Genomic DNA, 25,836 nt, shown 5'->3' on the forward strand with positions numbered 1-25,836 from the left:
CCGGGTCCGGGGTTGCAGGCGTCGCAACCACAGCCTCGCTCGACACCCTCGGATGGACAACCTCCATAGCAATGACACCTAGATCCCGATTACGACTTCGGGCGATCCTTAAGCGCCAGATCATCGGCATTCACCACTGGGTCTCGCCGAAGCACCTATTGCGTTACGCGGCCGAGATGACGTGGCGCTTCAACCACCGCGACCTAAGCCACACTGACCGCATGGACACGATCTTCGGCGGCATGGAAGGCCGGCTGCGCTACAAGGCGCTGATCGCGTGAGTGCCGGGGATCGCAAGACAGAGCCGCCGTTCGGGCTCGACATGGATTTCGGGGAGGCGCTTGAGCGCTTCATCGGCACGAGGCCGAACGAGGTTGAGAAGAGCGTTGAACGTGCTAAACAAAAAATGCCGCCGCAGGATGCACCCCCGCGACGGCCAGCACGTCAGCGACGTGCGCCCCTAAAGGGGCAGCCTAAGCAGCGCTAGCAGCAGCGCCAGTACCCGTTCACATGCTCCAGCCGATTGAACCGGATGCGGGTGTGGGGACGGACGTAATGACAAACGCGATAAGGCATCGTGCCCTCCATGGTGAAGGCACGTTGCGCCGATGCGCGAGACGCACTAAGGTAGCACCCTGGTGAGGGTACTTAGCGCGCCTCGCCTCCTGACAGCCGGCAGTGCCACATCCACACCGGCAGTCACCTGAACGGCCCGGCTTTGGCGACTGGTACTCGCCTCTGTCCGGGCCGTGTCGTTCAGGACGGCTCGCAACCATAGCGACTCTCCACACGCCACACAAGGCACTGCGTTTCGCCATCCGTGGGAACGTGATATCGTCTCTCCAATCTATGGAGAGGGCGATGAGCGCCGAGTTCGTCCGAGCACTAGAGACCGAAATAGCCAAGCTTCGAGAGACGCTGGAACGCGACATTCGGTTCTTGCGCCTTCGGGAGTTGGAGCGCGTTCGGGATTTGTACGCACCTCCCAAAGATGGAGAAATGCCATCTTTGGCTGAGTTTGGAACGAAGGGTGAAAGGCTACGAACGAAGCCGCCGGTGCGGCAGGCTTCACCGGAACGCACAAGAGCTATTGAGACAGCGCGCCTCTTTGTGACGAACCGCGCGGGTCCGGTCCCAACTGCCGACATCTATGAGCATCTCACCGGGCTTGGGATCACGATCCGTGGCGAAAATCCGGTGAACAACCTCAGCGCCATGCTGTCCAATTCAGGGGCCTTCAAGGCGAACGGTCGAGCAGGTTGGACCTTACGCCAGCCAGACGATGCGGAAACGCCTGATGAGGAAGAAGAGGAAGAGGATCAGGACAGTTTAGAACGGCGCGCTCTCGAACAAGCGGAGCGTAGCGTCGAGATCCTGAAAGAAGATTTGGACGATGAACTTCCGCCGCCCTCGTCTCCACGGCCTCCACCTCCGCCTCCAGCAGAGCGTCGGGCGTCATCCTCACGCGGAGGCTACGATCTAGACGACGACATTCCCTTCTAGAACGGCCTAGCGCCGGGCGTTTTCGTGCGCGATGCTGCCGCGCATGGCGAAGCGGATTGTTCGATGGAAAGACGAGTGGCGACGGCGCGGGCCCGGCGTTCCTCGCGATGTCGCGGTATGGATCGACGTAGGCGCTTTGGACGCCGCGTAGCGATTGGATAAGGGCTACCACCTACCTCTCGGCGCCCCGGCGTCTCGCCATAAGTACGTCGCGTTCGGCACGTAGTTCGCGACGACGCGAGAGTGGGTCGGAATGCCGGTTGTCGGAATGACCGGCAACGCTGCGGACTTTACCAATGGCCGCCATCGCTTCGCATGGATGCGGGATCACGGCGTTGAGGCGTTGCCAATCGCTTGTGAACCCGGCGAGGCTGATGATTTGCGACGGCGATTTGGGACCGCCGCGCGCGTCTGAAGACTGTGTGTGCTCGTGTCAGACCGGCGCGTGATCGCACGAAACGACATCGACAACGTCACTTAGGAACGTGTCGATTTTGGCCGTCGCCCGGTTCGGCCATGGGGCCATTTTCGGCTCCTTGCCACGGGCTTCATATCTGACCTCGGTAGCATCAAGCTTAAGGATACGCCGAACCTGACCATTTGCAGTTACGTAGCACTTGTCCTCAGCAAGATCTGATCTCTGTACGGCCATACGGCCCTCCCTGCCGCGCCGTTCTGGCGCGAGGTGCGCCATTTAGACGGCCGGTCAGGCCGGGTCAAGCACGTATATAGGTCACTCTAGGCCTGCACGGGTGCGATGGACAAGTATTCCAGACTTCGCCGCGCAATCTGAGCTTGAGGAAGACTTCTCGAACACTTACTGACCGTATCGGTAAGAAACGGCGACGCTCCTACGCGACCCGCCGCATCACCAACGACGCATTCGTCCCCCCGAACCCAAACGAGTTCGACAGCACGACATCCACCTGCTTCCGCTTCGCCTCGAACGGCACCAGATCGATCTTGGTGTCGACCGAGGGGTTGTCGAGGTTGAGCGTCGGCGGAATGACGTTGTCGCGCAGGACGAGGATCGAAAAGATCGCCTCGACCGAGCCGGCGGCGCCGAGCAGGTGGCCCACCGAGCTCTTGGTGGACGACATGGTGGCGGTTGCGGCGGCGTCGCCCAGAAGGCGCTCCACGGCCTTCAGCTCCAGCTCGTCGCCCATGGGCGTCGAGGTGCCGTGGGCGTTGATGTAGCCGATCTCGGACGGGGAGATCCCGGCCCGCTTCACCGCGGCGCTCATGCAGCGGAAGGCGCCGTCGCCGTCCGGCGAGGGGGAGGTGATGTGGTAGGCGTCGCCCGAGAGGCCGTAGCCCACCACCTCGGCGTAGATCTTCGCGCCGCGGGCCTTGGCGTGCTCGTATTCCTCCAGCACCACGATGCCGGCGCCCTCGCCCATGAGGAAGCCGTCGCGGTCGCGGTCGTAGGGGCGCGAGGCCTTTTCCGGCGTGTCGTTGAAGCCCGTGGTCAGCGCCCGGCAGGCGGAAAAACCCGCGATCGAGAGGCGGTTCACCGGCGATTCGGCGCCGCCCGCCACCATAACGTCGGCGTCGCCGAGCGCGATCAGGCGGCTCGCGTCGCCGATCGCGTGGGCGCCCGTGGAGCAGGCCGTCACCACGGCGTTGTTCGGACCTTTCAGGCCGTACGCGATCGAGACCTGGCCGGAGGCGAGGTTGATGATCCGGCCCGGGATGAAGAACGGCGAGATCCGGCGGGGCCCCTTCTCGTGCAGGGTCACGGAGGCGTCGTAGATGCCGCCGATGCCGCCGATGCCGGAGCCGATCAACACGCCGGTGGCGCACTGGTCCTCGTGGCTCTTCGGCGCCCAGCCGGCATCCTTCAGCGCCTCGTCGGCCGCCGCCATCGCGTAGACGATGAACGGATCGACCTTGCGCTGCTCCTTCACCTCCATCACGAGGTCGGGGTTGAAGGTGCCGTCGGTGCCGTCGCCGAAGGGGACCTGCGCGGCGATCCGGCAGGGCAGGTCGGCGGATTCGAAGCCGCGGATCGGGCCGGCGCCGCTGTCGCCCGCGATCAGCCGGCTCCAGGTGTGCTCCACCCCGCAGCCCAGCGGCGTGACCATCCCCAGACCCGTGACCACCACCCGCCGCATCGCACTCGTCCCGTCTTGGATCGCGCATCCGGGCCGCCGGAGCGCATCGTCTATAACGGCCGGAGGCGGATTCGGTCCCGGCTCCGAGCCTTCAAACGCATGACGGCGCGGGGGCTGTTCCGCCTCACCCGCGCCGCGTGACTCGAAAAATCCCGGCGCTATCAGGCGGCGGAGTTCTTCTCCAGGAACTTCACGGCGTCGCCGACCGTCTGGATGGTCTCGGCCGCGTCGTCCGGGATCTCGACGTTGAACTCCTCCTCGAAGGCCATCACCAGCTCGACCGTGTCGAGGCTGTCGGCACCGAGGTCGTCGATGAAGTTGGCGCTCTCGACCACCTTCTCGGGCTCGACGCCCAGGTGCTCGACGACGATCTTCTTCACGCGCTCAGCGATATCGCTCATCGGTCTTCCGTCCTCGTCCTTTAAGTCTGTCAGTCTTCTCGGGGTGGTGCGTTGACCGCGTCGCGCCCTTGCGGGCTTGTTGAGCGGCCGGTGTCCGATTGCGCGTGCTTCTGACGGTGAACCGGCAAGGTGCACCGAGATGCCCCCACCGGGAGGCCCTTGGACTGAAAACCCGCTGAACCGTCAACCCCCTGCGCGGCTGCGGGGGGTTGGTAGCACAGGGCTCCCGCCCTGGCGAGGGGCCGTTCAGAAACCCTTCACGGGTGTGGCGTTTGCGTGCCGGAGCACTTGATTCGCGCCGGTCCAAAGGCCGCCCGGACCAGTATAGTGGCCCTAGTACATCGCCATGCCGCCATTCACGTGCAGCGTGTGGCCGGTGACATAGCCGGCCTCCGCGGAGGCGAGATAGAGGCAGGCGGCGGCGACCTCCGCGCCCTCGCCGAGTCGGCCGGCCGGCACCCGGGCCAGGATGCCCTCGCGCTGCTTCTCGTTGAGCGCGTCGGTCATCGGCGAGGTGATGAAGCCGGGCGCGATGCAGTTGACCGTGATCCCGCGGGAGGCGACCTCGGCGGCGAGCGCCTTGGTCAGGCCGACGAGGCCGGCCTTGGCGGCGGCGTAGTTGCCCTGACCGGGATTGCCGGTCGAGCCCACCACCGAGCCGATATTGACGATCCGCCCGAAGCGGCGGCGCATCATGCCCTTCACGGCGGCCCGCGACAGGCGGAAGGCGGCGGTGAGATTGACCGAGAGCACCTGCTCCCATTCCTCGTCCTTCATCCGCATGAACAGGTTGTCCCGGGTGATGCCGGCATTGTTCACGAGGATGTCGAGCGGGCCGATCGCGGCCTCGGCGGCCGGGACGAGGCCCTCCACGGAGTCCTTGTCGGAGAGGTCGGCGACCACCGGGCTCGCCCGCTCGCCGAGGTCTGACGCCAGCGCCTCCAGGGCCGCCTGCCGGGTCCCCGAGAGGGCGACGGCGGCACCCTGCGCGTGCAGGGTCCGGGCGATCGCCTGCCCGAGGCCGCCGGTGGCGCCGGTGACGAGGGCCTTCCGGCCGGTGAGATCGAACATGCGGGGCTCCTCTGAAATAGATTGGGTTTCAAAAGGCCGGAGCCTTTTGCGGGTGCAGGGCGGAGCCCTGCGAAGATCCGTCAGGGCTCCGCCCCGACACCCCGCCAAAGGGCTGAAACCCTTTGGAAACCCGTTACAGCGCGAAGGCCGCGACGTCCGCGGGCGTGCCGATCGCGGTGGCCGAAGCCTGCGGCGCGATCCGCTTGACGAGGCCGGTGAGCACCTTGCCGGCGCCAAGCTCATAAAACTTGTCGACGCCCGCCTCCGCCATCGCGGCGACGCTCTCGCGCCAGCGCACCGTGCCGGTGACCTGCTCGACCAGGGCCTTGCGGATCGCCTCCGGCTCGGAGACCGGCGCGGCCGCGATGTTGGCATAGAGAGTGACCCGCGGCGCCTTCAAGGGCACGGCGGCGAGCGCGCGGGCCATGGCCTCGGCGGCGGGGGCCATCAGCCGGCAATGGAACGGCGCCGAGACGTTGAGCATCACGGCGCGCTTGATCCCGCGGCCGGTGGCGAGGCCGATGGCCCGCTCCACGGCGGCCCGGTCGCCCGAGAGCACCACCTGTCCGCCGCCATTGTCGTTGGCGACATCGCAGACCGCGCCGCCGCCGGCCTCCTCGGCGAGGGATCGCGCCGTTTCGAGATCGGTGCCGATCAAAGCCGCCATCGCTCCGGCACCGGGCGACACCGCTTCCTGCATGGCCGCTCCGCGCAGGCGCAGGAGCTTCGCGGCATCGGCGATGGTCAGGCTGCCGGCGGCGGCGAGCGCCGCATATTCGCCCAGCGAATGGCCGGCCACGCAGGCGACGTCGCGGGCGAGGTCCAGGCCGCGCTCGGCCTCCAGCACCCGCAGCACCGCGAGGCTCGCCGCCATCAGCGCCGGCTGGGCGTTGGTGGTGAGGGTCAGTTCCTCGACCGGCCCCTCGAACATCAGCCGCGACAGGTTCTGGCTCAAGGCGGCATCGACCTCGTCGAGCACGGCCTTGGCCTGCGGGAAGGCCGCCGCGAGGTCCCGCGCCATGCCGACCGCCTGGCTGCCCTGGCCGGGGAAGATGAGTGCGCGCATATCCGGTCTTGATCGCTCCGCGGCGCGCGAACGCCGCCCATGTCGGCTGAACCTGTGGAATGGCGGGCGGACTGGCACCCGTCGCCGCGGGTGTCAACAATGCGCCGCACCATGCCGCGGCCGGGGAACGGGGCGTGCGCCCTGCGCAAGCCGCTGTGCTTGTTGCACAACGGCATCCGGTGTAGGGTGGGCTCATACCCGACATCACCCGTCGCTCAAGCCCAAGGAGCCGCCCCGCATGGCGCGCGTCACCGTCGAAGATTGCATCGAGAAGGTCGAGAACCGGTTCGAGCTGGTCCTGCTGGCGAGCCACCGCGCCCGCCTCCTCGCCGCCGGTGCCCCGCTCACCGTCGACCGCGACCGCGACAAGAACCCCGTCGTGGCCCTGCGCGAGATCGGCGACGAGACGATCACGGCCGACGACCTCAAGGAGCAGCTGATCCACTCGATGCAGAAATACGTCGAGGTGGACGAGCCGGAGGCCGAGACCGTGCCGCTGCTGTCGAGCTCGCCGGCCGCCGCCGCGGTGGCGCCGCAATCCTCCAGCGACGATTCGGCGGTCCAGTTCGACCGCATGAGCGAAGAGGACCTGCTGCGCGGCCTGGAAAACCTCGCCCCGCCGGTCGAGACCGACGACGAGGGCGAGTGAGCCGGACACAGTGGGCCTGGACGCGCACGACCTGACCGCAACCGGACCCGGCGGAGACGCCGGGTTCTCTCGTTCCGATGCCGAGACCGTCGCACCGGGTGGTTTTCCGCCCCCGGGGGCTGGCGCGGGCGCGGCGGTTGCGGAACAATCGCGCGTGAACCCGACCCCGCGTCCCACCCAGGAGCCGACCCCGTCCCGGCGGATGATGCGCCAGTACGAGCTGGTCGAGCGGGTCAAGCGCTACAACCCCACCGCCGACGAGGCGCTGCTCAACCGCGCCTACGTCTACGCCATGCAGGCGCACGGCACGCAGAAGCGCGCCTCGGGCGATCCGTTCTTCGCGCACCCGCTCGAAGTCGCCGCGATCCTCACGGATCTCCACCTCGACGACGCCACGATCGTGGCCGCGGTCCTGCACGACACCGTGGAGGACACCGAGGCGACGCTCGAAGAGATCCGCCGGCTGTTCGGGCCGGAGATCGGCGCGCTGGTCGACGGCCTGACCAAGCTCAAGCGCCTCGACCTCGTCTCCAAACAGGCGGCCCAGGGCGAGAACTTCCGCAAGCTGCTGCTGGCGGTCGCGGCGGATGTGCGCGTCCTTCTGGTCAAGCTCGCCGACCGCCTGCACAACATGCGTACCCTCCAGCACATGCGGGAGGACAAGCGCCACCGCATCGCGCAGGAGACGCTGGACATCTACGCGCCGCTCGCCGGCCGGATGGGCATGCAGGAGCTGCGCGAGGAGCTGGAGGATCTGGCCTTCCGCAACCTGGAGCCGGAGGTCTACGCCACCATCACCCAGCGGCTCGCCCGGCTCACCGCCAAGTCCGAGAGCGTGGTCGAGACCATCGCGCAGGTGCTCACCGAGAAGCTCGGCGCGCAGGGAATCACCGCCGAGGTCAGCGGCCGGCAGAAGCGGCCGTTCTCGATCTGGTCGAAGATGGAGCGCAAGTCGGTCGCCTTCGAGCAGCTCTCCGACATCTTCGGCTTCCGGGTGGTCGTCGACACCGTGCAGGAGTGCTACGCGGCGCTCGGCATCGTCCACACCAGCTGGCCGATGGTCCCGGGACGGTACAAGGACTACATCTCGACCCCGAAACAGAACGATTATCGCTCGATCCACACCACGGTGATCGGCCCCCAGAGCCAGCGCGTCGAGTTGCAGATCCGCACCCGCGCCATGGACGACATCGCCGAATACGGCATCGCCGCGCACGCGCAGTACAAGGAGTTGGGTCGCCGCGAGGGCGAGGGCAGCGTCCATCCAAGGCTCGCGGCCGAGAGCGGCGCCTACCAGTGGCTGCGCCGGACCATCGAGCTGCTCGCCGAGGGCGACAGCCCGGAGGAATTCCTGGAGCACACCAAGCTGGAGCTGTTCCAGGATCAGGTGTTCTGCTTCACCCCCAAGGGCCGGCTGATCGCCCTGCCGCGGGGGGCGACGCCGATCGACTTCGCCTACGCGGTCCACACCGACGTCGGCAACAGTGCGGTGGGCGCGAAGATCAACGGCCGGATGGCGCCCCTGCTGCACGAACTCGCCAACGGCGACGAGGTCGAGATCATGCGCTCGGACGGCGCCTCGCCGCCGGCCGCCTGGGAATCCCTGGTGGTGACCGGCAAGGCGCGGGCGGCGATCCGGCGGGCGACCCGGGCCGCGGTGCGCCGGCAATATGCCGGCCTCGGCCGCCAGATCCTGGACCGGGCCTTCGAGCGCGCCGCCAAGACCTTCTCGGAGGACAAGCTGCGCGGCGCCCTGCCGCGGCTCGCCCGCGCCAGCACCGAGGACGTGTTCGCCGCGGTCGGGCGCGGCGAGATGTTCTCAGGCGATGTGGTCCGGGCCGTCTATCCGGATCACCGGGACGAGCGCCGGCCGGCTGCCGCGCCGGGACCGACCGGCGGCGCCGGCCGGCTCGTCCGCTCGGCCGACCAGACGATGCGGCTGACCTTCCCGGGGGCGGAGGGCAAGGAGGGCGACACCGAAGGTCGCAGCGACGCGATCCCGATCCGCGGCCTCGCGGGCGATCTGCCGGTGACCTTCGCGCCGAACGGCGGCGCCGTCCCGGGCGACCGGATCGTCGGCATCCTGACCCCCGAAGTCGGCGTCACGGTCTACCCGATCCAGTCCGCGGCGCTCGCCGCCTTCGACAACGAGCCGGAACGCTGGCTCGATGTCCGGTGGGACACCGAAGCGCTCGGCGGCGAGCGCTTCCCCGCCCGGCTGGCGCTCAAGTCGATCAACGAGCCCGGCGTGTTCGCCCAGATCGCCCAGGTGATCGCCGACCATGACGGCAACATCGACAACATCTCGATGAAGCGGCGCACGCAGGATTTCACCGACATTACCATCGACCTGTCGGTCTGGGACCTGCAGCATCTCAATGCGATCATCGCGGAATTGCGCGGCAAGCGCGCGGTCAACAGCGTGGAGCGGGTGAACGGTTGAATCCGCCCGGCCGGCCGCGCATCTCAAGTTTACGCATCCGGCGCCGACAAATCTTATGAGGACAGTCGGCAACCTCACCAAGACAGGCAGATCCCGCTCTTCAGCCTGGCATCACCGCTCTTATCGGCAACAACCAAGCCGTAAAGCTTGACACGGGCGCGTTTGAGACGAATGGTCAAACCGCCCGGGCGACGGTCACCGGAGAACGACCGCGCTTTTTGCCCCGGATTGCAGAGCATAGCGACGATCGACCGAGCCGACCCGTCCCTGGCCCCGGGCTACGGTCGGAGCTTGGCCGTTCCTGAAGACGATTTCCCGTCCTCCCGAATGTTTCAGGATTTGAACTGTTCATGACAGCAACTCAGCGCAGCGCCATCTTTATCGACGGCGCCAACCTCTACGCGACCACCAAAGCCCTCGGATTCGACATCGATTACAAGAAACTCCTTAAGGAATTCCAATCCAGAGAGAATCTTCTTCGCGCATTTTACTATACTGCAATGATCGAGGACCAGGAATACTCCTCGATCCGCCCATTGATCGACTGGCTGGACTATAACGGCTACCGCGTCGTGACCAAGCCGGTGAAGGAATTCACCGATTCCATGGGCCGGCGGAAGTACAAGGGCAATATGGACATCGAGCTGGCGATCGACGCCCTGGAGCTCAGCGCCCATATCGATCACATGATCCTGTTCTCGGGCGACGGCGACTTCCGCTCGCTGGTCGAGGCGATGCAGCGGCGCGGCGTCAAGGTGACGGTGATCTCCACGATCCAGACCCAGCCGTCGATGATCTCCGACGAGTTGCGGCGGCAGGCCGACGAATTCGTCGATCTGGCGAGCCTCGCGGGACGGATCGGGCGCGAGCCGAGCGAGCGGCCGGCGCGAGCCGCGGGCGACTCGTCGAGCCGCTACCGCGGCGAGGGCCGCCCGAGCCCGAGCCTGGAGAACCGCTACGGCATCCGCCAGCCGGAGGCCGAGGAGGAGTAGGGCTTCAGGCGGCTGTTCGGTCGAGCCAGTCGAGGACCTGCCGGGCGCTCCGGTCCGGCGGGAAGACCGGATAGAACAGGTGCGTGACCACGCCGTCGTCGATCACCAGGGTGAGGCGGCGCAGCAGCACCTGCCCGCCGGCCTCGAAGGCCGGCAGGCGCGCCGCCATCGCGAAGGCGCGATGCGGATCGGATAGCAGCGGGAAGGGCAGGCGCAGCCGCTCGGCGGCCTCCCGCTGGTAGGCGCTGGTCTGGGTCGAGAGACCGTAGATCTGCGTGACGCCGCGGGCTGTCAGCTCGGCATGGTGATCGCGGAAGTCGCAGGCCTGCGGCGTGCAGCCCCGGGCTCCGGGAATCGCATCCCAGTCGGGCGTGAGACCCGGCTTTCCCGGTTCCCCGGTGCGGGGATAGGCATAGACCACGGTGCGGCCCGTGAGCCGGGCGAGCGAGATCGTGCTGCCATCGGTGGCGGTCAGCGCCACGTCGGGCAGACGCATGCCACGCAGGTGATCGGCCGCGCCGTCATCCGCGGGGACGGGGAGGTCGGCGGGTAGGACATCGTGATGTGCGGACATGGACGACTCCCCTGATGGAGCGAACCTAGATCGATCCGTAGCGAAGGTGAATCGCCTGTCGATCGTTGGGATGCCCCATGCCGGCGCACGATCGCAGCAGCGTGCCACGATTGTTCAATCTGCAATGCAAAAGCATTACCCTCCCGAACGGGGAGCGGGAGGGCACGATCACGATCGCGAAGGCCGATCCCCAGGCCGCGGAGGATCCGGCGCTCGGCCCGTTCCTGACCCTTCTGGAGCAGGACATCGCGGGGCGGCGGCAGGCCATCAAGGCGGTCTCGGATGATCTGTATCGGCACGCCGTCGCCCTGGTCGACGGCGTCGAGGTCGACCTGGACAGCGTGCTTCCGAGTGACGAGGGGTGAGCGACGCAGCACTGATCGTCAACGGATGGGCGATCTACGCGCATCCGCTGTTGCTCGACGCTCTGGAAGGCTTCGTCGCTGAGGTCGAAGCGGCCAGGACGAAGGATCCGGACGGGTACCGGAAGAAGCGGAGCGCGAAGCTGCTTGCGGCCGCCCTGAAGCTCGCCTTCGAACTTATCCCCGCGGATCCGGCCCGAACCGAGTACCGTCAGGGCGACACGCTCGGGGGTGGGCACAGGCATCGGTTTCGCGTCAAGTTTCGCCAGCAGTATCGGCTCGCCGTCCGCTACAGGGACGCGGACGGGCGCAAAATGATCGTGCTGGCCTGGGTGAATGACGAACAGACGCTTCGGGCCTATGGAAGCCGAACGGACGCCTATACGGTCTTCCGGAAGATGCTGCGTTCCGGGAACCCGCCCGACGACTGGGCTGGCCTGCTGAAAGAAGCCAGCGACGCGGCGGCGCGCCTCCGTCTCGGCGGCGTCCGCTCCTCCCGAACCTGATCGGCCAGTCGAACTCCTACCCCCGGTCCCGCAGCAGCCGGGCCCGGTCGCGCTGCCAGTCGCGCTCCTTGGCGGCCTCGCGCTTGTCGTGGGCCTGCTTGCCCTTGCCGAGGCCCAGCTCGACCTTCGCGCGCCCCTTGTCGTTGAAGTAGATCTTGAGCGGGATCACCGTGTAGCCCTGGCGCTGGGTCGCGCCGATCAGCTTGTCGATCTGGCGGCGATGCAGCAGCAGGCGGCGCGGGCGCTTGGTGTCGTGGTTGAAGCGGTTCGCCTCCAGATATTCCGGGATGTAGGCGTTGAACAGCATCAGGTCGTTGCCGGAGGGGCCGGCATAGGATTCGCCGATCGTCGCCTTGCCGCCGCGCAGGGACTTCACCTCGGTGCCGGTCAGCGCGATGCCGGCCTCGAGGGTGTCCTCGATCGTGTAATGGTAACGCGCGGCGCGGTTGTCGGCGACGATGCGCCGGCCGGGCTCCGGTTTCGGGGCCATTCTTCGTGACTCTCTTCAGCCTTCCAGCAGGCCGGCATGCCGCAGGGCGTCGTCCACGATGCGGCGCGTCGCCTCGGAGACCGGAACCATCGGCAGCCGCAGCTCCTCGGCGATATGGCCGAGCCGGGCCAGCGCGTACTTGACCGGCGCCGGGTTGGCCTCGGCGAACAGGCCGCTCTGGAGCGGGAACAGCCGGTCCTGGAGGGTCAGCGCCTTGGCGTAATCGCCCGCGAGCGAAGCCTCCTGCAGGTCGGCGCAGAGCCGGGGGGCGACGTTCGCCACCACCGAGATGCAGCCGTGGCCACCCTGGGCATTGTAGCCGAGCGCCGTCGCATCTTCGCCCGAAAGCTGGATGAAGCTCTCCCCCATGGCCTGTCGCTGCTGGCTGACGCGGTCGATCTTGGCGGTCGCGTCCTTCACGCCGGCGATGTTCTTCAGTTCGAAGAGCCGGGCCATCGTCTCGACGCTCATGTCGACGACGGAACGCGGCGGGATGTTGTAGATGATGATCGGAATGCCGATTGCATCGTTGACGGCCTTGAAGTGGGCGTAGAGGCCCTCTTGCGTCGGCTTGTTGTAGTACGGCGTCACCACCAGGACGGCGTCGGCGCCGGCGCGCTCGGCGTGCCGCGCCCGCTCGATCGCCTCCGCGGTGGAATTGGACCCCGCGCCCGCCACGACCGGCACGCGCCCGCCCGCCTCGTCGATGCAGGCCTCGACCACCCGGTCATGCTCGGCATGGGTCAGGGTCGGGCTCTCGCCGGTGGTGCCGGTCGGCACGAGGCCGTGGCTGCCCTGCTCGATCTGCCAGCGCACGAGTTTGCGGAAGGCGGCCTCGTCGAAGGCGCCGTCGCGGAACGGCGTCACAAGCGCGGTGAGCGAGCCCCGCAGGCGGCTCCCGGTCATCTCGGTCATCTCAGGCGTCCCAACGGAGTCCGGCGGTCTCGGCGCCGCGCGTGGTCCGCACCTTACGGGCGCGGACGGGCAGACATAGGCGGTCGCGCCACGGCGCGCAAACAGATCGTCGCGACGGTTAACGCGATCTTTATGGTCGCCGCCCGATCCTCGGCCTTTCCCGCCCCGGTGACCAGCAGGGGGACCCCGTGATCCGATCCGCGGCCACGACGCCCGCCCCGAAGCGGACCTCCCTCGCCGCCGCCGTGCTGATCGCCACGGTCGGCGTGGCGCTCGCCGGTCCGGACGCGCCGGCGACGCAGCCGACCCCGCCGGCGAGCGACGCCGCCCTCTCCACCGCGCGGATCCGCGGCGCCGAAAAAGCCGTCGATCCGGTCGCCGCCGACGCCCTGAAGCTCGATCCGGTCCACGCCTCCGACGACAAGGGCGAGGATTCCGCCCGGGCGTTGCCGGCGGCGGCCTCGGCCTACGCGTCGGCCGATCCGGACGCCCCCGTGGCCTTCCCGACGCCCGACGCCGCCGTCGCCCCGGCGGCTCCGGTTCCCGAAGTGCCCGACCCCGCGCGGCCGAAAATCTCCGGCGACACCGATCCGACGCTGCTGCGCGGCGCCATCGATCTCTACCGCAAGGGCCGGGTCGCGGACGGCGACCGGATGCGCGACGGCTTCACAGACCCGGCCGCGAAGGCGCTGCTCGAATGGGTGGCGATCCGCGCGGGCGCCGGGATCGGCTTCAACCGCACGGTCGCGTTTGCCCGGGCCAATCCGGACTGGCCGGCGGGTCCCCTGCTGCGCCGCCGGGCCGAGGAGGCCTTGCTCTCCGAGCGCAAGCCCCCCGCCACGGTGCGGGCCTTCTTCGCCACGGCGAAGCCCGCGAGCGCGCCGGGCAAGTTCGCCCTGGCCCTGGCGCTCCGCGCCGACGGCTACGAGGCGGATGCCGCCGAGATGATCCGCGACCTCTGGCGCAGCGAGAGCTTCGGGCGCAGCCTGGAGGCCAAGGTGCTCGACGCCTTCCCGGAGGCGCTCACCCGGGTCGATCACCGCTACCGGATGGAGCGGGCGCTCCTGAAGGACGATTGGGAGAGCGCGGGCCGGGCGGCCGGCTATGCGGGGGGCTCCTATGCGAGCCTCGTGCGCGCCCGCCGGGCGGTGGAGGACAAGTCCTCCGGGGCCGCCGCGGCGCTCGCTGCCGTGCCGCCGTCGCTGCGGGGCGACGCCTCCTACATCTTCTCCCGGGCGCAGTATTTCCGCCGGGCCGACAAGCCCGAGGAGGCGGCCGCCGTGCTCGCGTCGGCGCCGAGCAACCCGGACGTTCTGGTCGATGGCGACGAGTGGTGGGTCGAGCGCCGGATCGTGGCGCGCAAGCTCCTCGACCTCGGCGACGCCAGGACCGCCTACAAGGTGGCCAGCGCCCAGGCGGCGCGCACGCCGGAGAAGCGGATCGAGGCCGAGTTCCACGCCGGCTGGATCGCCCTGCGCTTCACCGGTGATCCGGCCGCCGCCGCGCAGCATTTCGCCCAGATGGCCACGATCGCCGAGAGCCCGATCTCGGTGGCGCGGGCCGCCTACTGGCAGGGCCGGGCGGCCGAAGCCCTCGGCCAGAAGGATGAGGCGAAGCGCTTCTACGAGAAGGCCGCCCTGCAGCCGATCGCCTATTACGGACAGGTCGCGCGGGCGCATCTCGGCCAGACCAGCCTGCCCCTGCGGGCGCCCGCGGAGCTCGAAGGGGCCGAGCGGCAGGCCTTCGAGGGCCGGCTCTACATCCGGGCCCTGCGCCTGCTGGGCGAGGCCGGGATCAAGGATCTCGCCCTGCCGCTCTATATCGACGCCGCCCGGGACCTCACCGACCCGCGCGAATTGCAGGCGCTCGGCGACCTCGCCACCGACATGAAGGATCCCCGCGCCCTGGTGGCGATCGGCAAGCTCGCGGTGCAGCGCGGCCTGCCCCTCGACGCCCATGCCTATCCGACGATCGGGATCCCGGATTACGAGACCTTCACGGCGGTGCCGCAGGTGGAGCGGGCCATGGTCTACGCCATCGCCCGGCAGGAGAGCCAGTTCGATCCCCGGGCGCAATCGGGCGTCGGCGCACGGGGCCTGATGCAGATGATGCCGGCCACCGCCCAGCGCACCGCTCGCCGGGTCTCGGCCTCGTTCGACCTCGACCGCCTGACCAGCGATCCCGCCTATTGCGCCAAGCTGGGGCAGGCCCATCTCGGCGAGCTGATGGAGGATTGGCGCGGCTCCTACGTGCTGGCCTTCGCGTCCTACAATGCGGGCGGCGGCAACGTGAAGAAGTGGATCGACGCCTACGGCGACCCGCGCAAGCCGGGCGTCGACGTGATCGATTGGGTGGAGCGCATCCCCTTCACCGAGACGCGCAACTACGTGCAGCGGGTGATGGAGAACCTGCAGGTCTATCGCTCCCGGCTCGACAGCCGCAGCGCCCTGCTGATCGACGGCGATCTCCATCGCGGGGCGCGGTAGCTTCGACGGCGCGGCATAGCTTTTGGTTGTGTCCCCAGCGCGAGGCTCCCTAGAAGATGGTCCCGTTGACCGGCCCGGGCGGGCCATCGCTGCCGAAAGGATCGCCATGCTGCGTTCGAGACTGGGTTTCGCCGTCCTGCTGAGCACCGCGCTCGCGGCCGCCGCGCCGGCCCTGGCCCAGGAGGCCTCCACCGCCGAGCAGACGATCGACGCGATGAACACGCTGTTCGGCAAGCATCCGGGCGCGCGGGCCAATCACGCCAAGGGCGTGGTCGCCGAGGGCAGCTTCACCCCGTCGCCGGAGGCCGCGGTGATCAGCAAGGCGTCCCTGTTCCAGGGGCCGGCCGTGCCGGTGACGATCCGCTTCTCCGACGCCACCGGCGTGCCGACCATCGCGGACGGCGCGGCCAACGCCAACCCGCACGGCCTGGCGCTCAAGTTCAAGCTCGCCGACGGCTCCGAGATGGATGTCGTCACCAATGCGCTGAAATACTTCCCGGTCGCCACCGGCGAGGAATTCCGCGACCTCCTGAAGGCGGTCGCCGACAGCGGGCCGGACGCGGCCCATCCAACCGCGCTGGAGCGCTTCGCCGCGTCCCACCCGGCCGCCGCGACCGCGGGCGGGACCGCCAAGACCCCGTCGAGCCTCGCGCGGCAGACCTATAACGGCGTCAACGCCTTCATCCTCGTGGACAAGGACGGCAAGCGTCAGCCGTTCCGCTACCGGATCGAACCGGTGCAGGGCGAGGAGATCCTGTCGCCCGAGGACGCGGCCAAGCGCGATCCGGATTTCCTGATGGGTGAGATCGGGCCGCACGTCGCCAAGGAGCCGGCGCAGTTCCGCGTCCTGGCGCAGCTCGCTCAAGCCGGCGACCCGACCAACGACGCCACCAAGCCCTGGCCCGACGACCGCAAGACCGTCGATCTCGGTACGCTGACCGTGTCGAAGGTGGTGCCGGACAGCGTTGAGGCCGAGAAGGCGCTGCTGTTCATGCCGAACAACCTCACCGACGGGATCGAGGTCTCGGACGATCCGCTGATCGACGCCCGGGTCCAGGCCTACGCGGTCTCGTTCAGCCGGCGTTCGCAGTAGCCGACCGGGTCAGCGGGTGGTGCCGGCGGCGGGGGCCGACGACGGCTTTGTCCCGCCGGTCTGCGCCTTGTCGGAGCCCGTGCGGGCTCCGTCCCGGGTGGCGCCCGTTCCAGTCAATCCGCCGGCGCCCATGCTGGTCGTGGGCGGGCCGTCCCTGCGGTCGGCGGCGGAGCCCGCACCCTTGCCCTCCGCGGCATAAGCGGCGCCCGCGGCGCAGGCGACGATCCCGGCGAGCAGGAGGGTGCGTGTCAGGCGTCTCACGGGACCTCCGCGGTTCATCGGCGAGGCGGGCTTGCGGAACCAACCGGACGGGTCCGTGAGCGTTCCCAAGCGCCGGCCGCTCTGGGATCCCAAAGGGCTGTGCCCCAGCCCTTTTAAGGTGTTTGGGCTAGCTGCGAAAATCGCAAGTCGTGGCTCTAACATCCTGAAAGAGCACCGCCTTTTCCCCTCCCCCTTGTGGGGAGGGGCCAGGGGTGGGGGTGGTGCAGGATGAGGCGCAGCGGTGCCGTCTGCACCACCCCCACCTCCAACTCCTCCCCACAAGGGGGAGGAGAGTGCGCTTGGCCCCTGTCTCGTTGCTTCCGCAAACACCTTAAAAGGGCTGGGCTGTGCCCTTTGGCGGGGTGTCGGGGCAGAGCCCGACAGCGGGCGAAGCCCGACAGCGGGCAGAGCCCGACAGCATGGCTCCGCCCTGCACCCGCGAAAGGGCTCGCCCTTTCGAAACCCGGATTGTTTCGAGCCTTCCGGCCCCAATGCCATCAGCTTGCGTCGCGCAGCCCCGCCGCGGCGTGACGGCCGCGGCGCTCGGCCGGGTCCTGAAAGACGCCCGACCACAGGCCGAGGCGCCGCCCCCAGGCCCGGTCGGCGGCGGCCGCATAGAGGGGCGCAGCGTCGCGCGCGGGCACGGCGAGACCCTGAGCGACCATCCAGGCGCCGAGATCCTCGTCACCGATCCGGCACAGGGCCACGACCGCCTCCCCGCCGCCCCGCGGCTCGCAGGCGACCGCCGCGCCGCCGATATGGCTGGCCAGCGCCCGGGCGGCCGCCCGGCCGCAGGCGTAGATCCGGTCCTGCGCGTCCGAGCAGGTCTGGTCGGCATCCGGCGCGACGATGCCGGACAGGCTGACCTGACGCGCACCGACACGGAGGGTCCCGCCATCGATCACCTGGGCGGGGCCCTGCAGGACCTCGCCCGCCCGGGCGGGTGCGTGCCAGGCGAGGCCGCCGGCCAGGAGCGCCGCCAGCAGCGGCAGGCGCGACCGGCCGGCTTTGTCGTCCGGGCAGAGGAGGGTGCCGGCGATGCCGGCTGCACAGGCGAGGAGGGCACCGAGGATCAGCGACATGGTGACAGGTCTCCGGAAGGGGTATGCCCCCTTGTGCCGAAGCCTCACCCCGCCACCCTGACGGCGCCTGTCAGCCTCCCGTCAGGTCGAACGCGCTACCGCGTGCCCGCATGAACACCCGCCGCGCCGCCTGTCTCTGCCTGCTCGGCCTCCTCGCCGGCGCACCCGCATCCGCCTCCGAGGACGCCGACCGCGCCCGCCAAGCCCTGGAAAAGGGCGAGATCCGCCCCCTCGACGAGATCCTGCGCGCGGCGCAGGCCGCAGTGCCGGGCGACGTCGTGTCGGTCGATCTCAAGCACGACGACGGGCGTTGGCGCTACAAGCTGCGCATCCTCGGCGCCGACGGGAAGCGCCGGACCGTGAAGGTCGATGCCGGCTCGGCGAAGGTCCTGGACGATGACGACGATGATTGAGCCGGGCAGGGGAATCGCGTGCGCGTCCTGATCGTCGAGGACGAGCCCCGCATCGCCGCCGACATCCGCGCGGGGCTGGAGCGGTCGGGCTACGTCGCCGACGTGGTCACGGACGGCGCGGCGGCGTGGTTCCGCGCCGAGACCGAGCCCTACGACGCCATGGTGCTCGACCTCGGCCTGCCGCGCCTCGACGGGCTCGGTGTGCTGCGGCGGCTGCGGGCCGCCGACATCGCCCTGCCGGTGCTGATCCTCACGGCGCGCGACGGCTGGCGCGAGCGGGTCGAGGGCATCGATGCCGGGGCCGACGACTACCTCGTCAAGCCGTTCCGCATGGAGGAGCTGGTGGCGCGGCTCCGGGCGATCCTGCGGCGCACCGCCGGCCACGCCTCGCCGGTGCTCCGGGCCGGCGCCGTGGAGCTCGACACCCGCACCCGGGCGGTCAGCGTCGACGGCCGACCGATCGATCTGACCGCCCTCGAATACCGGCTCCTGTCGTTCCTGCTGCACCGGCCGGGGCAGGTCGTGCCGGCGGGCGAGCTGCTCGACCACCTCCACGGGGTCGGCACGGAGCGCGAGGCCAACGCCCTGGAAGCCCTTCTGACCCGCCTGCGGCGCAAGCTCGGACCGGGGGTGATCGAGACAAGGCGCGGCCAGGGCTACTGCGTTCCGGCGCCGGACGGCCCGTGAGGCGCCATTCGCTGCGCCTCCGGCTCGGCCTCGCGGCGGCGGCGCTGATCGCCCTGGCGCTCGTGCTCGCCGGGATCGGGCTGACCGTGATCCTCGACCGGGTGCTCGACGCCCGCACCGCCGACGGCCTCGACCGGACCGCCAAGCTGATCGCCGGACGGGTCAGCCTCGCGCCGGACGGGAGCCCGATCCTCTCCCGGGAGCCCCCGGACCCGCGCTTCGCCACGCCCTATGGCGGCCTGTACTGGCAGGTAGAGGCGGGATCGCACATCCTGCGGTCGCGCTCGCTCTGGGACAAGAGTCTGGATCCGGACAAGGCTGTCGCGTCGGGCACCGTCGACACGACGGGGCCGGATGGCGGCCGGCTCATCGCGGTGGTCCAGCCCCTCACGATCGGGCCGGGCGGCGCCGAGACCGAGCTGCGGGTGATCGTCGCGGAGGACCGGCGCAACCTCGCGGCGAGCCGGACGACCTTCCTGCGCCTGCTCGTCCCGGCGCTCGTGGCCCTGTTCGGCGTGCTGACGCTGGCGATGACGCTGTTCGTGCGCCGGGCTCTGGCGCCGTTCCGGGTGCTGCAGGCGGATCTCCTGGCGGTCCATGCCGGGACGCGGACCCGGCTGCCGGAGCACTTTCCCGACGAGGTCCGGCCCCTCGTCCACGACCTCAACCGGCTGCTCGACGCGCAGGAGCGCGCACTGGTCCGCGCCCGGGATGCGGCCGCCGACATGGCCCACGGGCTCAAGACGCCGCTCGCCGTGCTCGACGCCCTGGCGCGCCGGTCCGAACCCGCCGACCCGGCCCTCTCGGCCGAGATCGCCGAGCAGGCGCGGGCGATGGGCGGCCAGGTGGAGCGGGCGCTCACCCGGGCGCGGATCGCCGCCTCCGGCGACCTGCGGCGGCGGTCCTGCCGGGTCGCCCCGGTGGCGGAGCGCTTGGTCGCCACCATGTGCCGGCTGCCGGAGGGGGATTCCCTCGACTGGGCAATCTCGGTCCCGGAGACGCTGGCCTATCCGGGCGAGGAGGGCGAGCTGATGGAGGTTCTGGGCAACCTCCTCGACAATGCCCGCAAATGGGCTCACCGGCGGGTCCGGATCACCGGCGCGGCGGCGGGTGATCAAAGCCTCGCCGTCGAGGATGACGGCCCCGGCATGAGCCCGGCGGCCATCGCCGGCATCGGCCGCGGCCAGCGTTGGGACGAGACCCGGCCGGGCACGGGATTCGGCATCGCCATCGCCCGGGACGTGGCCGAGGCCGCGGGGGCGCAGCTGGAATTCGGGCGCTCGGCGCTGGGGGGCCTGCGGGCGGCGTTGCGCTGGCCGGGCGGGTAGGGCGGCCCTCGACCGCTCACCGCCGCGGCTTCGCCCGGCCTTCAACCGGCCGGCTGAGGCGCATGAGCAGCGCGCTCAAGGTCCGGGCGCAGGCCCGGGTCGTGCGGCCCTGCGTGGCGATGGTCAGGTCCGGGTGCTCCGGCGCCTCGTAGGGTGCCGAGATCCCGGTGAAGCCCGGGATCCGGCCGGCGCGGGCCAGCCGGTACAGGCCCTTCGGGTCGCGGGCCTCGCACAGGCCGAGCGGGGTGTCGACGAACACCTCCACGAACGGGATGTCGCCCGCGATCCGCCGGGCCAGCGCCCGGTCGGCGCGATAGGGGGAGATCAGCGAGACGATCACCACCGAGCCCGCCTCGGCCATCAGCCGCGCCACCTCGGCGGTGCGCCGGACATTCTCGGACCGGTCCTGCGCCGTGAAGGTCAGGTCGGCGTTCAGCCCGTGGCGGAGGTTGTCGCCGTCGAGGACCGCACTGTGCCGGCCGCCCGCAACGAGCGTCCGGTCGGCCGCCGCCGCGAGGGTCGACTTGCCGGCCCCCGACAGGCCGGTCAGCCACGCGATGACCGGCCCCTGGCCGAGGCGCGCCCACCGTTCCTCCCGCGCCTGCAGGGGGTGCCACGTCACGCGGCTCGAAGGCGCGCCGGTCGGGATCTTCTGCAAGACGCACATATCCACCGCCTGGGGCATCGTCCGCGGGCGCGGCTGCCGGTGATCGAACATCGCGAGGGAGGGCCGGGCCGCGTCAGGGCACGCGCCAGGCCGGGTATCCGGCGGCATCGCCGAGGCGCTCCTTGAACTCCTCCAGGAGGTAGGCCGCCCGCCGACGCCAGGCGGGGGGCGGCCGGAAGGCGACGTGATCCATCGCCGCCTGCACCATCGCGGCGACCAGGGCCTCCGTCTCCGGGGTGACAGGCCCGGCGGCGAGCTCGTTCGGGGGGGCGGCCGGCGCGGCCTCGACGACCGCATCCCAAGGCCGGCCCCAGCAGACGGCGGCGAAGCGTTCGTTGGCACCCGCGTAGCGCGCCGCGACCCGGGCCAGACCCTCCGGCGCATCGCCGCGGAACCGTTCCGCGTCGAATCCCCGCGCCCAGGCCCAGCGATCGAGGACATGGCCGAGCTGCCGCGGATGCCCGATCACCTGCCGGTGCACGCCGAGCCGGTACAGGCGGCGCGCGGCCTCGACGGCGAGCGGCCCCGAACTCCGGTTGGTCCGGTATTCGAGATCGGCCGGGGTCAGCAGCGGCGCGAGGCGGTCGCGCAGGCCGAGATCCCCGATCAGCCGCGCGAGCAGCGGCGCGTCCGACCGGCGGTCGCGGAACGGCACCGCGGTCACGCGGCCCTGGGACGCCCGGCGCCAACGCTCCAGCAGGCCCCCGTAATCGTAGCGTCCGGACGTCCCCTCGACGGCCAGGAAGCCGCGGAAGGTGCGGCCCTCGAAGACGACCTGCGTCCGCAGCGCGTAGGCCGAGGCCAGCTGCTCCCCCTGCGGCTTGACGACCAGCGCCGTCTCCAGGGCGAAGCCATGCCGCGCGCAGATCCCGGCCAGGATCTCCGGCACCCGCCAGCGCGCCCGCTGGACGGCAAAATCCTCGTAGGAGAGGATCAGAATGTCCGCCCGGGTCGTGGCGAGGGCCTCGTCGAGCCGCGCGAGGCCGGCGCGGCGCTCCGCCTCGGGACGTCGCCGGTCGAGCCCCTGGCCGAGCCGGTGGTGATTGACGTCGAGGCTCTCGGGCGCGCCCGGCGGCATCAGCTTCGGGTAGCAGATCCCGACCGCGTCGAGGCGGGGACGCAGCCGCGCCAGCACCTCCTGGAACGCGGTGGAGCCGGTCCGCGGCATCCCGATATGGATGATTGCGCGTCGCACGTGTCCTGTCGACCCTGCTGGAATCTAAGACTTCGGCCGATGTCGGCACGGCAGGGCGCAGTCCACGCGCGAGCGCGGACGGGCTTATCCGGAACGACAGCCGATTAGATCCGTAATCACGGTCCGATCACGGGAACGCGACCAGAAATAGCCAAGCTCCGTTTCTGGTCTATTTCAGATGAAGCCACGAACGAATATCGGTTGCACGGCGCGGCGCCGCGGATACGCGCAGGCTGAGAGGCGGGATGTCCGATCGCGGACGCCGGCGGCCGTCCCGTGGAACAGCGCCCTAGCGGCCGCCCTCGGCGCCGTCGCGGCGGAGCAGGAACACGCCCTGCGCGCCGAACAGGTTCCAGACCCACCAGGGCATCGAGAACCGCATCGGCCGGCCGCGGGCGTTGAGCGCCGTGGCGTGCTCGATCCGGGCACCGATCAGGCGGCAGAGCCCGACGAAGTCGCGGATCGTGCAATGGTGGATGTTGGGCGTCTCCCACCACGCATCCGGCATGATCTCGGTGATCGGCATGCGCCCGCGCAGGGCGAGTTCCGACCGGACCCGCCAATGGCCGAAATTCGGAAACGAGATGATCACCTGCCGGCCGATCCGCAGCAGGTGCTCCAGCACCACCCGGGGGTTGCGGGTCGCCTGGATGGTCTGGGACAGGACCACCACGTCGAAGGCGCCGTCCGGATAATTGGCGAGGTCGGTGTCGGCGTCGCCCTGGATCACCGAGAGGCCCCGGGCGAGGCAGGCATTCACGCCCTCGCGCGACAGCTCGATCCCGCGCCCGTCGATGCCGCGCCGGTCGCGCAGGAGCGCCAGCAGCGAGCCGTCGCCGCAGCCGATGTCGAGGACGCGGGCGCCCGCCGGGACGAGGCCGAGCACGACGAGGTGGTCGACCCGCGGCGCGCCGTTCTCCCCGGCATGGGGGAGGGCATCCGCGCTCTCCCAGGGCGCGCCGTGGTCGATCTTGCCCAGGAAGAGTTTGTCCGCCGAACCGCTCATAGGCCGCGCGCCCGGGCTGCCGCGTCGATGAAGCCGCGGGCGGCGGAGAACATCGCCGGCTCGTCGAGCAGGAAGGCGTCGTGGCCCTTGTCGCTCTCGACCTCCACGAAGGCGACCGGCGCCGCGGCGGCGTTGAGCGCGTGGACGATCGCCCGGGACTCCCGGGTCGGGAACAGCCAGTCCGAGGTGAAGGAGATCACGCAGAAGCGGGTCCTGGTGCCCCGGAACGCGTTGGCGAGCACGCCGCCATGGTCCTCGGCCAGGTCGAAATAATCCATCGCCCGGGTGAGATAGAGATAGGCGTTGGCGTCGAACCGCTCGACGAAGCTCAGGCCCTGGTGGCGCAGGTAGCTCTCGATCTGGAAATCGGCGTTGAACGAGAAGGTCGGCGCCGAGCCGCCCTGGAAGCGGCGGCCGAACTTCCGGTGGAGCGCCGGCTCGGAGAGATAGGTGATGTGCGCGCCCATCCGGGCGACGCCGAGTCCCTTGGCGGGGCGCGTGCCCTCCTCGAGATAGCGCCCATCCGCCCAGGCGGGATCCGCCATGATCGCCTGACGGCCGACCTCGTGGAAGGCGATGTTCTGCGCCGAATGGCGGGGGCCCGTGGCGATCGGCATCGCGGCGAAGACGCGCTCGGGATAGAGCGCCGCCCATTGCAGCACCTGCATCCCGCCCATCGAGCCGCCGATGCACAGGAACAGATCCTGGACGCCGAGATGCTCCAGCAGCATCGCCTGCGCCCGAACCATGTCGCGGATCGTCACCAGCGGGAAGTTCAGCCCGTAGGGCCGGCCCGTCGCCGGGTCGATCGAGGCCGGGCCGGTGGAGCCCATGCACGAGCCGATGACGTTCGAGCAGACGACGAAGTAGCGGTCCGTGTCGATCGGCTTGCCGGGGCCGACCAGGGTCTCCCACCAGCCGGGCTTGCCGGTCACCGGATGGGTGTGGGCGAAGTACTGGTCGCCGGTGAGCGCATGGCAGATCAGCACCGCGTTCGAGCGCGCGGCGTTGAGGGTGCCGGCGGTCTGGTAGGCGATCTGGAAGGGCGCGAGTTCGACGCCCGCATCGGTCAGCAGCGGCCGGTCCGCACCGAATCGGGCGACCGGGCTCTTCGGGTCGAGCGCCTGCGAGCGCTCGGAGGCGCGTCGGGCCGGCTCGTCGATCGGGTCCGGCCGGAGGGCCGTGTCCGGTTGGGTGTCCATGGCGGGTCTTGACGACCGTGTTTCCGGGCAGGCCCGAGCCGGGAGAGCACGGTTTCGCCTGACGCGCCGCCCTCGCCCGATGCGGCCAGCGAGGCTTGGGAGGTAATGCGCGGGGCGGCGAGCGTCAACGCGCGCCGCCGGTGCAGCTTGACCGGCCGCCGGCTTCCCAGTCGGACAGAGCGGCTGTCCAAACGGTCCCGGCCGGCCGGTCCGCCGGCGCCGACGCCAGGGCCCGCTTGGCCCGCATCCAGGCGGGCTCGACCATGCAGGACGCGCCGTCCCGGACGATGTCGAAAAACTGGCTCATGTTCCTCTCCGTTCGGTGATGACGGAGGTCTAGATCACGTCCGCAAGCGCGACGGTGCGGCCGAGCACGTGCTGCTCGGTTCTACGTGATGGGCGCAGCCATCAGCGCCAGCCCCAGGGCCGGCAGCGCGACCGCGAGGGCGGCCCGGGCATCGAGCCGGTCGGCCCCGACCCCCGCCCACCAGTGCCGGCTCGCCGCGCTCTCGATCAGGATCCCGGCCAGCACGAGGGCGCAGCCGGCCAGCGCCTGTAGCGAAACCATGACAACCTCATCCTCCACCGCCGGTCCGTGCCCGGCCGTCGAATCCGGTGGGCAAGTCGGTCCGGTGCCTGACGGTTCCTCAGCGGATCGCCGCCGCGCAGGCGGCGAAGATCAGGGCCGCCCCGGCCGCGGTGATGCAGCCATTGGCCCAGGGCGCGGCCTCCGCGCGCCGCAGGCGGCAATCCGCGGCGACCGAGGTGAGGATCCCGATCAGGAACAGGCTGCAGGGGATCAGGTCACCGGCCATTCTCGATCCATTCACGCACACGCAGGGCGCGGCGCGCCCGTTGCGCCCTGTCTCCGGATTCAACAGGCCGAAACGTGGCGCGTGCCCCGCGGCATTTGCGCGTCGCCGGTTTTGCCGCGGCCGGCGCGGGCGGATCGTCGCCGTCAGAGCTGGGCCTGGGCCGGCGCCGTGCCGAAATCCTCCGGCCCCATGTCGAGCAGGTCGTTCGGCGTCTCGGTCCGGTCGTAGGCTTGGCTGGCCGCGGCCTCGATCGCCGCCTGGTTGCGGGCGAACAGGTCGAGGGGCGCCACGTCGGCCCCCGCGCCGAAGCGCTGGCGCAGCACCGGGATCGGCACGTCGATCCCGATCACGCGCTCGCCGTTGGTCATGGCGAAGCGGATCAGGGTGTCGTCGGCGGGCAGGATGTGGGCGCCGCCGTCCAAGTAGCGTGTGAGGGGCATGGCTTCCGTCCTTCGCGGTCGGGTGAGACCGGAAGAGGTAGGGCGGTGCGGGCCTGCGGGGATGGAGCCGCCATC

At 70.0% G+C, this 25,836-nt stretch carries 29 protein-coding genes; 12 read left to right on the top strand and 17 right to left on the bottom strand.

Annotation, left to right across the window (positions count from 1 at the left end; translation table 11 throughout):
- A partial coding sequence (locus tag FVE89_RS31635; RefSeq protein WP_210254043.1) for a transposase occupies positions 1 to 281 on the top strand: 281 nt, incomplete at its 5' end.
- A gap of 580 nt (positions 282 to 861) precedes the next feature.
- Positions 862 to 1,503, top strand: a complete 642-nt coding sequence (locus FVE89_RS03270) for a hypothetical protein (RefSeq protein WP_160532707.1) — start codon at positions 862 to 864, stop codon at positions 1,501 to 1,503.
- A gap of 851 nt (positions 1,504 to 2,354) precedes the next feature.
- Here FVE89_RS03270 and fabF read toward each other — a convergent pair.
- From fabF to fabD, 4 genes are all read right to left on the bottom strand, one after another.
- Complete coding sequence (gene fabF / locus FVE89_RS03275; protein WP_160532708.1) at positions 2,355 to 3,617, bottom strand: beta-ketoacyl-ACP synthase II; 1,263 nt, start codon at positions 3,615 to 3,617, stop codon at positions 2,355 to 2,357.
- A gap of 161 nt (positions 3,618 to 3,778) precedes the next feature.
- Positions 3,779 to 4,018, bottom strand: coding sequence for an acyl carrier protein (locus FVE89_RS03280; protein WP_007559070.1), 240 nt, complete (start codon positions 4,016 to 4,018; stop codon positions 3,779 to 3,781).
- 333 nt (positions 4,019 to 4,351) lie between these two features.
- On the bottom strand, positions 4,352 to 5,089 hold the full coding sequence (fabG, locus tag FVE89_RS03285) for a 3-oxoacyl-[acyl-carrier-protein] reductase (protein WP_160532709.1): 738 nt from the start codon (positions 5,087 to 5,089) through the stop codon (positions 4,352 to 4,354).
- 133 nt (positions 5,090 to 5,222) lie between these two features.
- Complete coding sequence (gene fabD / locus FVE89_RS03290) at positions 5,223 to 6,155, bottom strand: ACP S-malonyltransferase (RefSeq protein ID WP_160532710.1); 933 nt, start codon at positions 6,153 to 6,155, stop codon at positions 5,223 to 5,225.
- 238 nt (positions 6,156 to 6,393) lie between these two features.
- Here fabD and rpoZ point away from each other — a divergent pair, with 238 nt between their 5' ends.
- From rpoZ to FVE89_RS03305, 3 genes are all read left to right on the top strand, one after another.
- Positions 6,394 to 6,804 carry a DNA-directed RNA polymerase subunit omega gene (gene rpoZ, locus FVE89_RS03295; RefSeq protein ID WP_160532711.1) on the top strand — a complete coding sequence of 137 codons (411 nt, stop codon included), beginning with the start codon at positions 6,394 to 6,396 and terminating at the stop codon, positions 6,802 to 6,804.
- A gap of 202 nt (positions 6,805 to 7,006) precedes the next feature.
- A complete protein-coding gene (locus tag FVE89_RS03300) occupies positions 7,007 to 9,247 on the top strand; it encodes a bifunctional (p)ppGpp synthetase/guanosine-3',5'-bis(diphosphate) 3'-pyrophosphohydrolase (protein WP_160532858.1) in 2,241 nt (746 codons plus the stop codon).
- Between the two features lie 350 nt (positions 9,248 to 9,597).
- Positions 9,598 to 10,239 carry an NYN domain-containing protein gene (locus FVE89_RS03305; RefSeq protein ID WP_160532712.1) on the top strand — a complete coding sequence of 214 codons (642 nt, stop codon included), beginning with the start codon at positions 9,598 to 9,600 and terminating at the stop codon, positions 10,237 to 10,239.
- A 4-nt stretch (positions 10,240 to 10,243) separates the two neighbouring features.
- Here the strand turns inward: FVE89_RS03305 and FVE89_RS03310 are convergent, their stop codons facing one another.
- A complete protein-coding gene (locus tag FVE89_RS03310; RefSeq protein WP_160532713.1) occupies positions 10,244 to 10,813 on the bottom strand; it encodes a peroxiredoxin in 570 nt (189 codons plus the stop codon).
- Between the two features lie 77 nt (positions 10,814 to 10,890).
- On the opposite strand from FVE89_RS03310, the gene FVE89_RS03315 reads away from it, so the two are divergent.
- Both FVE89_RS03315 and FVE89_RS03320 read left to right on the top strand, forming a co-directional pair.
- Complete coding sequence (locus FVE89_RS03315; protein WP_160532714.1) at positions 10,891 to 11,178, top strand: type II toxin-antitoxin system PrlF family antitoxin; 288 nt, start codon at positions 10,891 to 10,893, stop codon at positions 11,176 to 11,178.
- Positions 11,175 to 11,681: a type II toxin-antitoxin system YhaV family toxin gene (locus FVE89_RS03320; protein WP_160532715.1), complete on the top strand. Its 507-nt coding sequence runs from the start codon at positions 11,175 to 11,177 to the stop codon at positions 11,679 to 11,681. The genes FVE89_RS03315 and FVE89_RS03320 overlap by 4 nt, the downstream gene beginning before the upstream one ends.
- Positions 11,682 to 11,697: 16 nt before the next feature.
- Here FVE89_RS03320 and smpB read toward each other — a convergent pair whose 3' ends face one another.
- Positions 11,698 to 12,171: an SsrA-binding protein SmpB gene (smpB, locus tag FVE89_RS03325; RefSeq protein ID WP_160532716.1), complete on the bottom strand. Its 474-nt coding sequence runs from the start codon at positions 12,169 to 12,171 to the stop codon at positions 11,698 to 11,700.
- 15 nt (positions 12,172 to 12,186) lie between these two features.
- Positions 12,187 to 13,086: a 4-hydroxy-tetrahydrodipicolinate synthase gene (gene dapA / locus FVE89_RS03330; RefSeq protein ID WP_160532717.1), complete on the bottom strand. Its 900-nt coding sequence runs from the start codon at positions 13,084 to 13,086 to the stop codon at positions 12,187 to 12,189.
- A 188-nt stretch (positions 13,087 to 13,274) separates the two neighbouring features.
- Between dapA and FVE89_RS03335 the strand changes: the two genes are divergently transcribed.
- On the top strand, positions 13,275 to 15,572 hold the full coding sequence (locus FVE89_RS03335) for a transglycosylase SLT domain-containing protein (RefSeq protein ID WP_160532718.1): 2,298 nt from the start codon (positions 13,275 to 13,277) through the stop codon (positions 15,570 to 15,572).
- A gap of 106 nt (positions 15,573 to 15,678) precedes the next feature.
- The gene (locus tag FVE89_RS03340) at positions 15,679 to 16,665 is read left to right on the top strand and encodes a catalase family peroxidase (RefSeq protein ID WP_160532719.1); all 987 of its coding nucleotides are present in this window, start codon (positions 15,679 to 15,681) and stop codon (positions 16,663 to 16,665) included.
- 9 nt (positions 16,666 to 16,674) lie between these two features.
- Here the strand turns inward: FVE89_RS03340 and FVE89_RS03345 are convergent, their stop codons facing one another.
- Together FVE89_RS03345 and FVE89_RS03350 are read right to left on the bottom strand one after the other, a co-directional pair.
- Entirely contained in the window at positions 16,675 to 16,926 is a 252-nt protein-coding gene (locus tag FVE89_RS03345; RefSeq protein WP_160532720.1) for a hypothetical protein, read from the bottom strand.
- A gap of 497 nt (positions 16,927 to 17,423) precedes the next feature.
- Complete coding sequence (locus FVE89_RS03350) at positions 17,424 to 18,008, bottom strand: thermonuclease family protein (protein WP_160532721.1); 585 nt, start codon at positions 18,006 to 18,008, stop codon at positions 17,424 to 17,426.
- A 110-nt stretch (positions 18,009 to 18,118) separates the two neighbouring features.
- Between FVE89_RS03350 and FVE89_RS03355 the strand changes: the two genes are divergently transcribed.
- From FVE89_RS03355 to FVE89_RS03365, 3 genes are read left to right on the top strand one after another with little or no spacing between them, the layout of a single operon-like run.
- Positions 18,119 to 18,421, top strand: a complete 303-nt coding sequence (locus FVE89_RS03355) for a PepSY domain-containing protein (protein ID WP_160532722.1) — start codon at positions 18,119 to 18,121, stop codon at positions 18,419 to 18,421.
- An 18-nt stretch (positions 18,422 to 18,439) separates the two neighbouring features.
- A complete protein-coding gene (locus FVE89_RS03360) occupies positions 18,440 to 19,108 on the top strand; it encodes a response regulator transcription factor (RefSeq protein ID WP_160532723.1) in 669 nt (222 codons plus the stop codon).
- Positions 19,105 to 20,436 (top strand): sensor histidine kinase, encoded by a 1,332-nt coding sequence (locus tag FVE89_RS03365; protein ID WP_160532724.1) that lies wholly within the window; start codon positions 19,105 to 19,107, stop codon positions 20,434 to 20,436. The genes FVE89_RS03360 and FVE89_RS03365 overlap by 4 nt, the downstream gene beginning before the upstream one ends.
- A 16-nt stretch (positions 20,437 to 20,452) precedes the next feature.
- Here FVE89_RS03365 and cysC read toward each other — a convergent pair whose 3' ends face one another.
- The 8 genes from cysC to FVE89_RS03400 form a co-directional block, all read right to left on the bottom strand.
- Positions 20,453 to 21,103, bottom strand: a complete 651-nt coding sequence (gene cysC, locus FVE89_RS03370; protein WP_160532725.1) for an adenylyl-sulfate kinase — start codon at positions 21,101 to 21,103, stop codon at positions 20,453 to 20,455.
- Between the two features lie 73 nt (positions 21,104 to 21,176).
- Positions 21,177 to 22,298 (bottom strand): hypothetical protein, encoded by a 1,122-nt coding sequence (locus FVE89_RS03375; RefSeq protein WP_160532726.1) that lies wholly within the window; start codon positions 22,296 to 22,298, stop codon positions 21,177 to 21,179.
- A 289-nt stretch (positions 22,299 to 22,587) separates the two neighbouring features.
- Positions 22,588 to 23,304 (bottom strand): methionine biosynthesis protein MetW, encoded by a 717-nt coding sequence (gene metW / locus FVE89_RS03380; RefSeq protein WP_160532727.1) that lies wholly within the window; start codon positions 23,302 to 23,304, stop codon positions 22,588 to 22,590.
- A complete protein-coding gene (locus FVE89_RS03385; RefSeq protein WP_160532728.1) occupies positions 23,301 to 24,506 on the bottom strand; it encodes a homoserine O-acetyltransferase in 1,206 nt (401 codons plus the stop codon). The genes metW and FVE89_RS03385 overlap by 4 nt, the downstream gene beginning before the upstream one ends.
- Before the next feature lie 124 nt (positions 24,507 to 24,630).
- On the bottom strand, positions 24,631 to 24,813 hold the full coding sequence (locus tag FVE89_RS03390; protein WP_160532729.1) for a hypothetical protein: 183 nt from the start codon (positions 24,811 to 24,813) through the stop codon (positions 24,631 to 24,633).
- Positions 24,814 to 24,894: 81 nt separating this feature from the next.
- Positions 24,895 to 25,074 (bottom strand): hypothetical protein, encoded by a 180-nt coding sequence (locus FVE89_RS03395; RefSeq protein WP_160532730.1) that lies wholly within the window; start codon positions 25,072 to 25,074, stop codon positions 24,895 to 24,897.
- A gap of 79 nt (positions 25,075 to 25,153) precedes the next feature.
- On the bottom strand, positions 25,154 to 25,321 hold the full coding sequence (locus FVE89_RS30430) for a hypothetical protein (RefSeq protein ID WP_202130568.1): 168 nt from the start codon (positions 25,319 to 25,321) through the stop codon (positions 25,154 to 25,156).
- Positions 25,322 to 25,464: 143 nt separating this feature from the next.
- Entirely contained in the window at positions 25,465 to 25,761 is a 297-nt protein-coding gene (locus FVE89_RS03400; protein ID WP_160532731.1) for a hypothetical protein, read from the bottom strand.
- Positions 25,762 to 25,836: the final 75 nt, after the last annotated feature.

Source organism: Methylobacterium sp. 2A, from assembly GCF_009806555.1.
Taxonomy (GTDB): domain Bacteria; phylum Pseudomonadota; class Alphaproteobacteria; order Rhizobiales; family Beijerinckiaceae; genus Methylobacterium.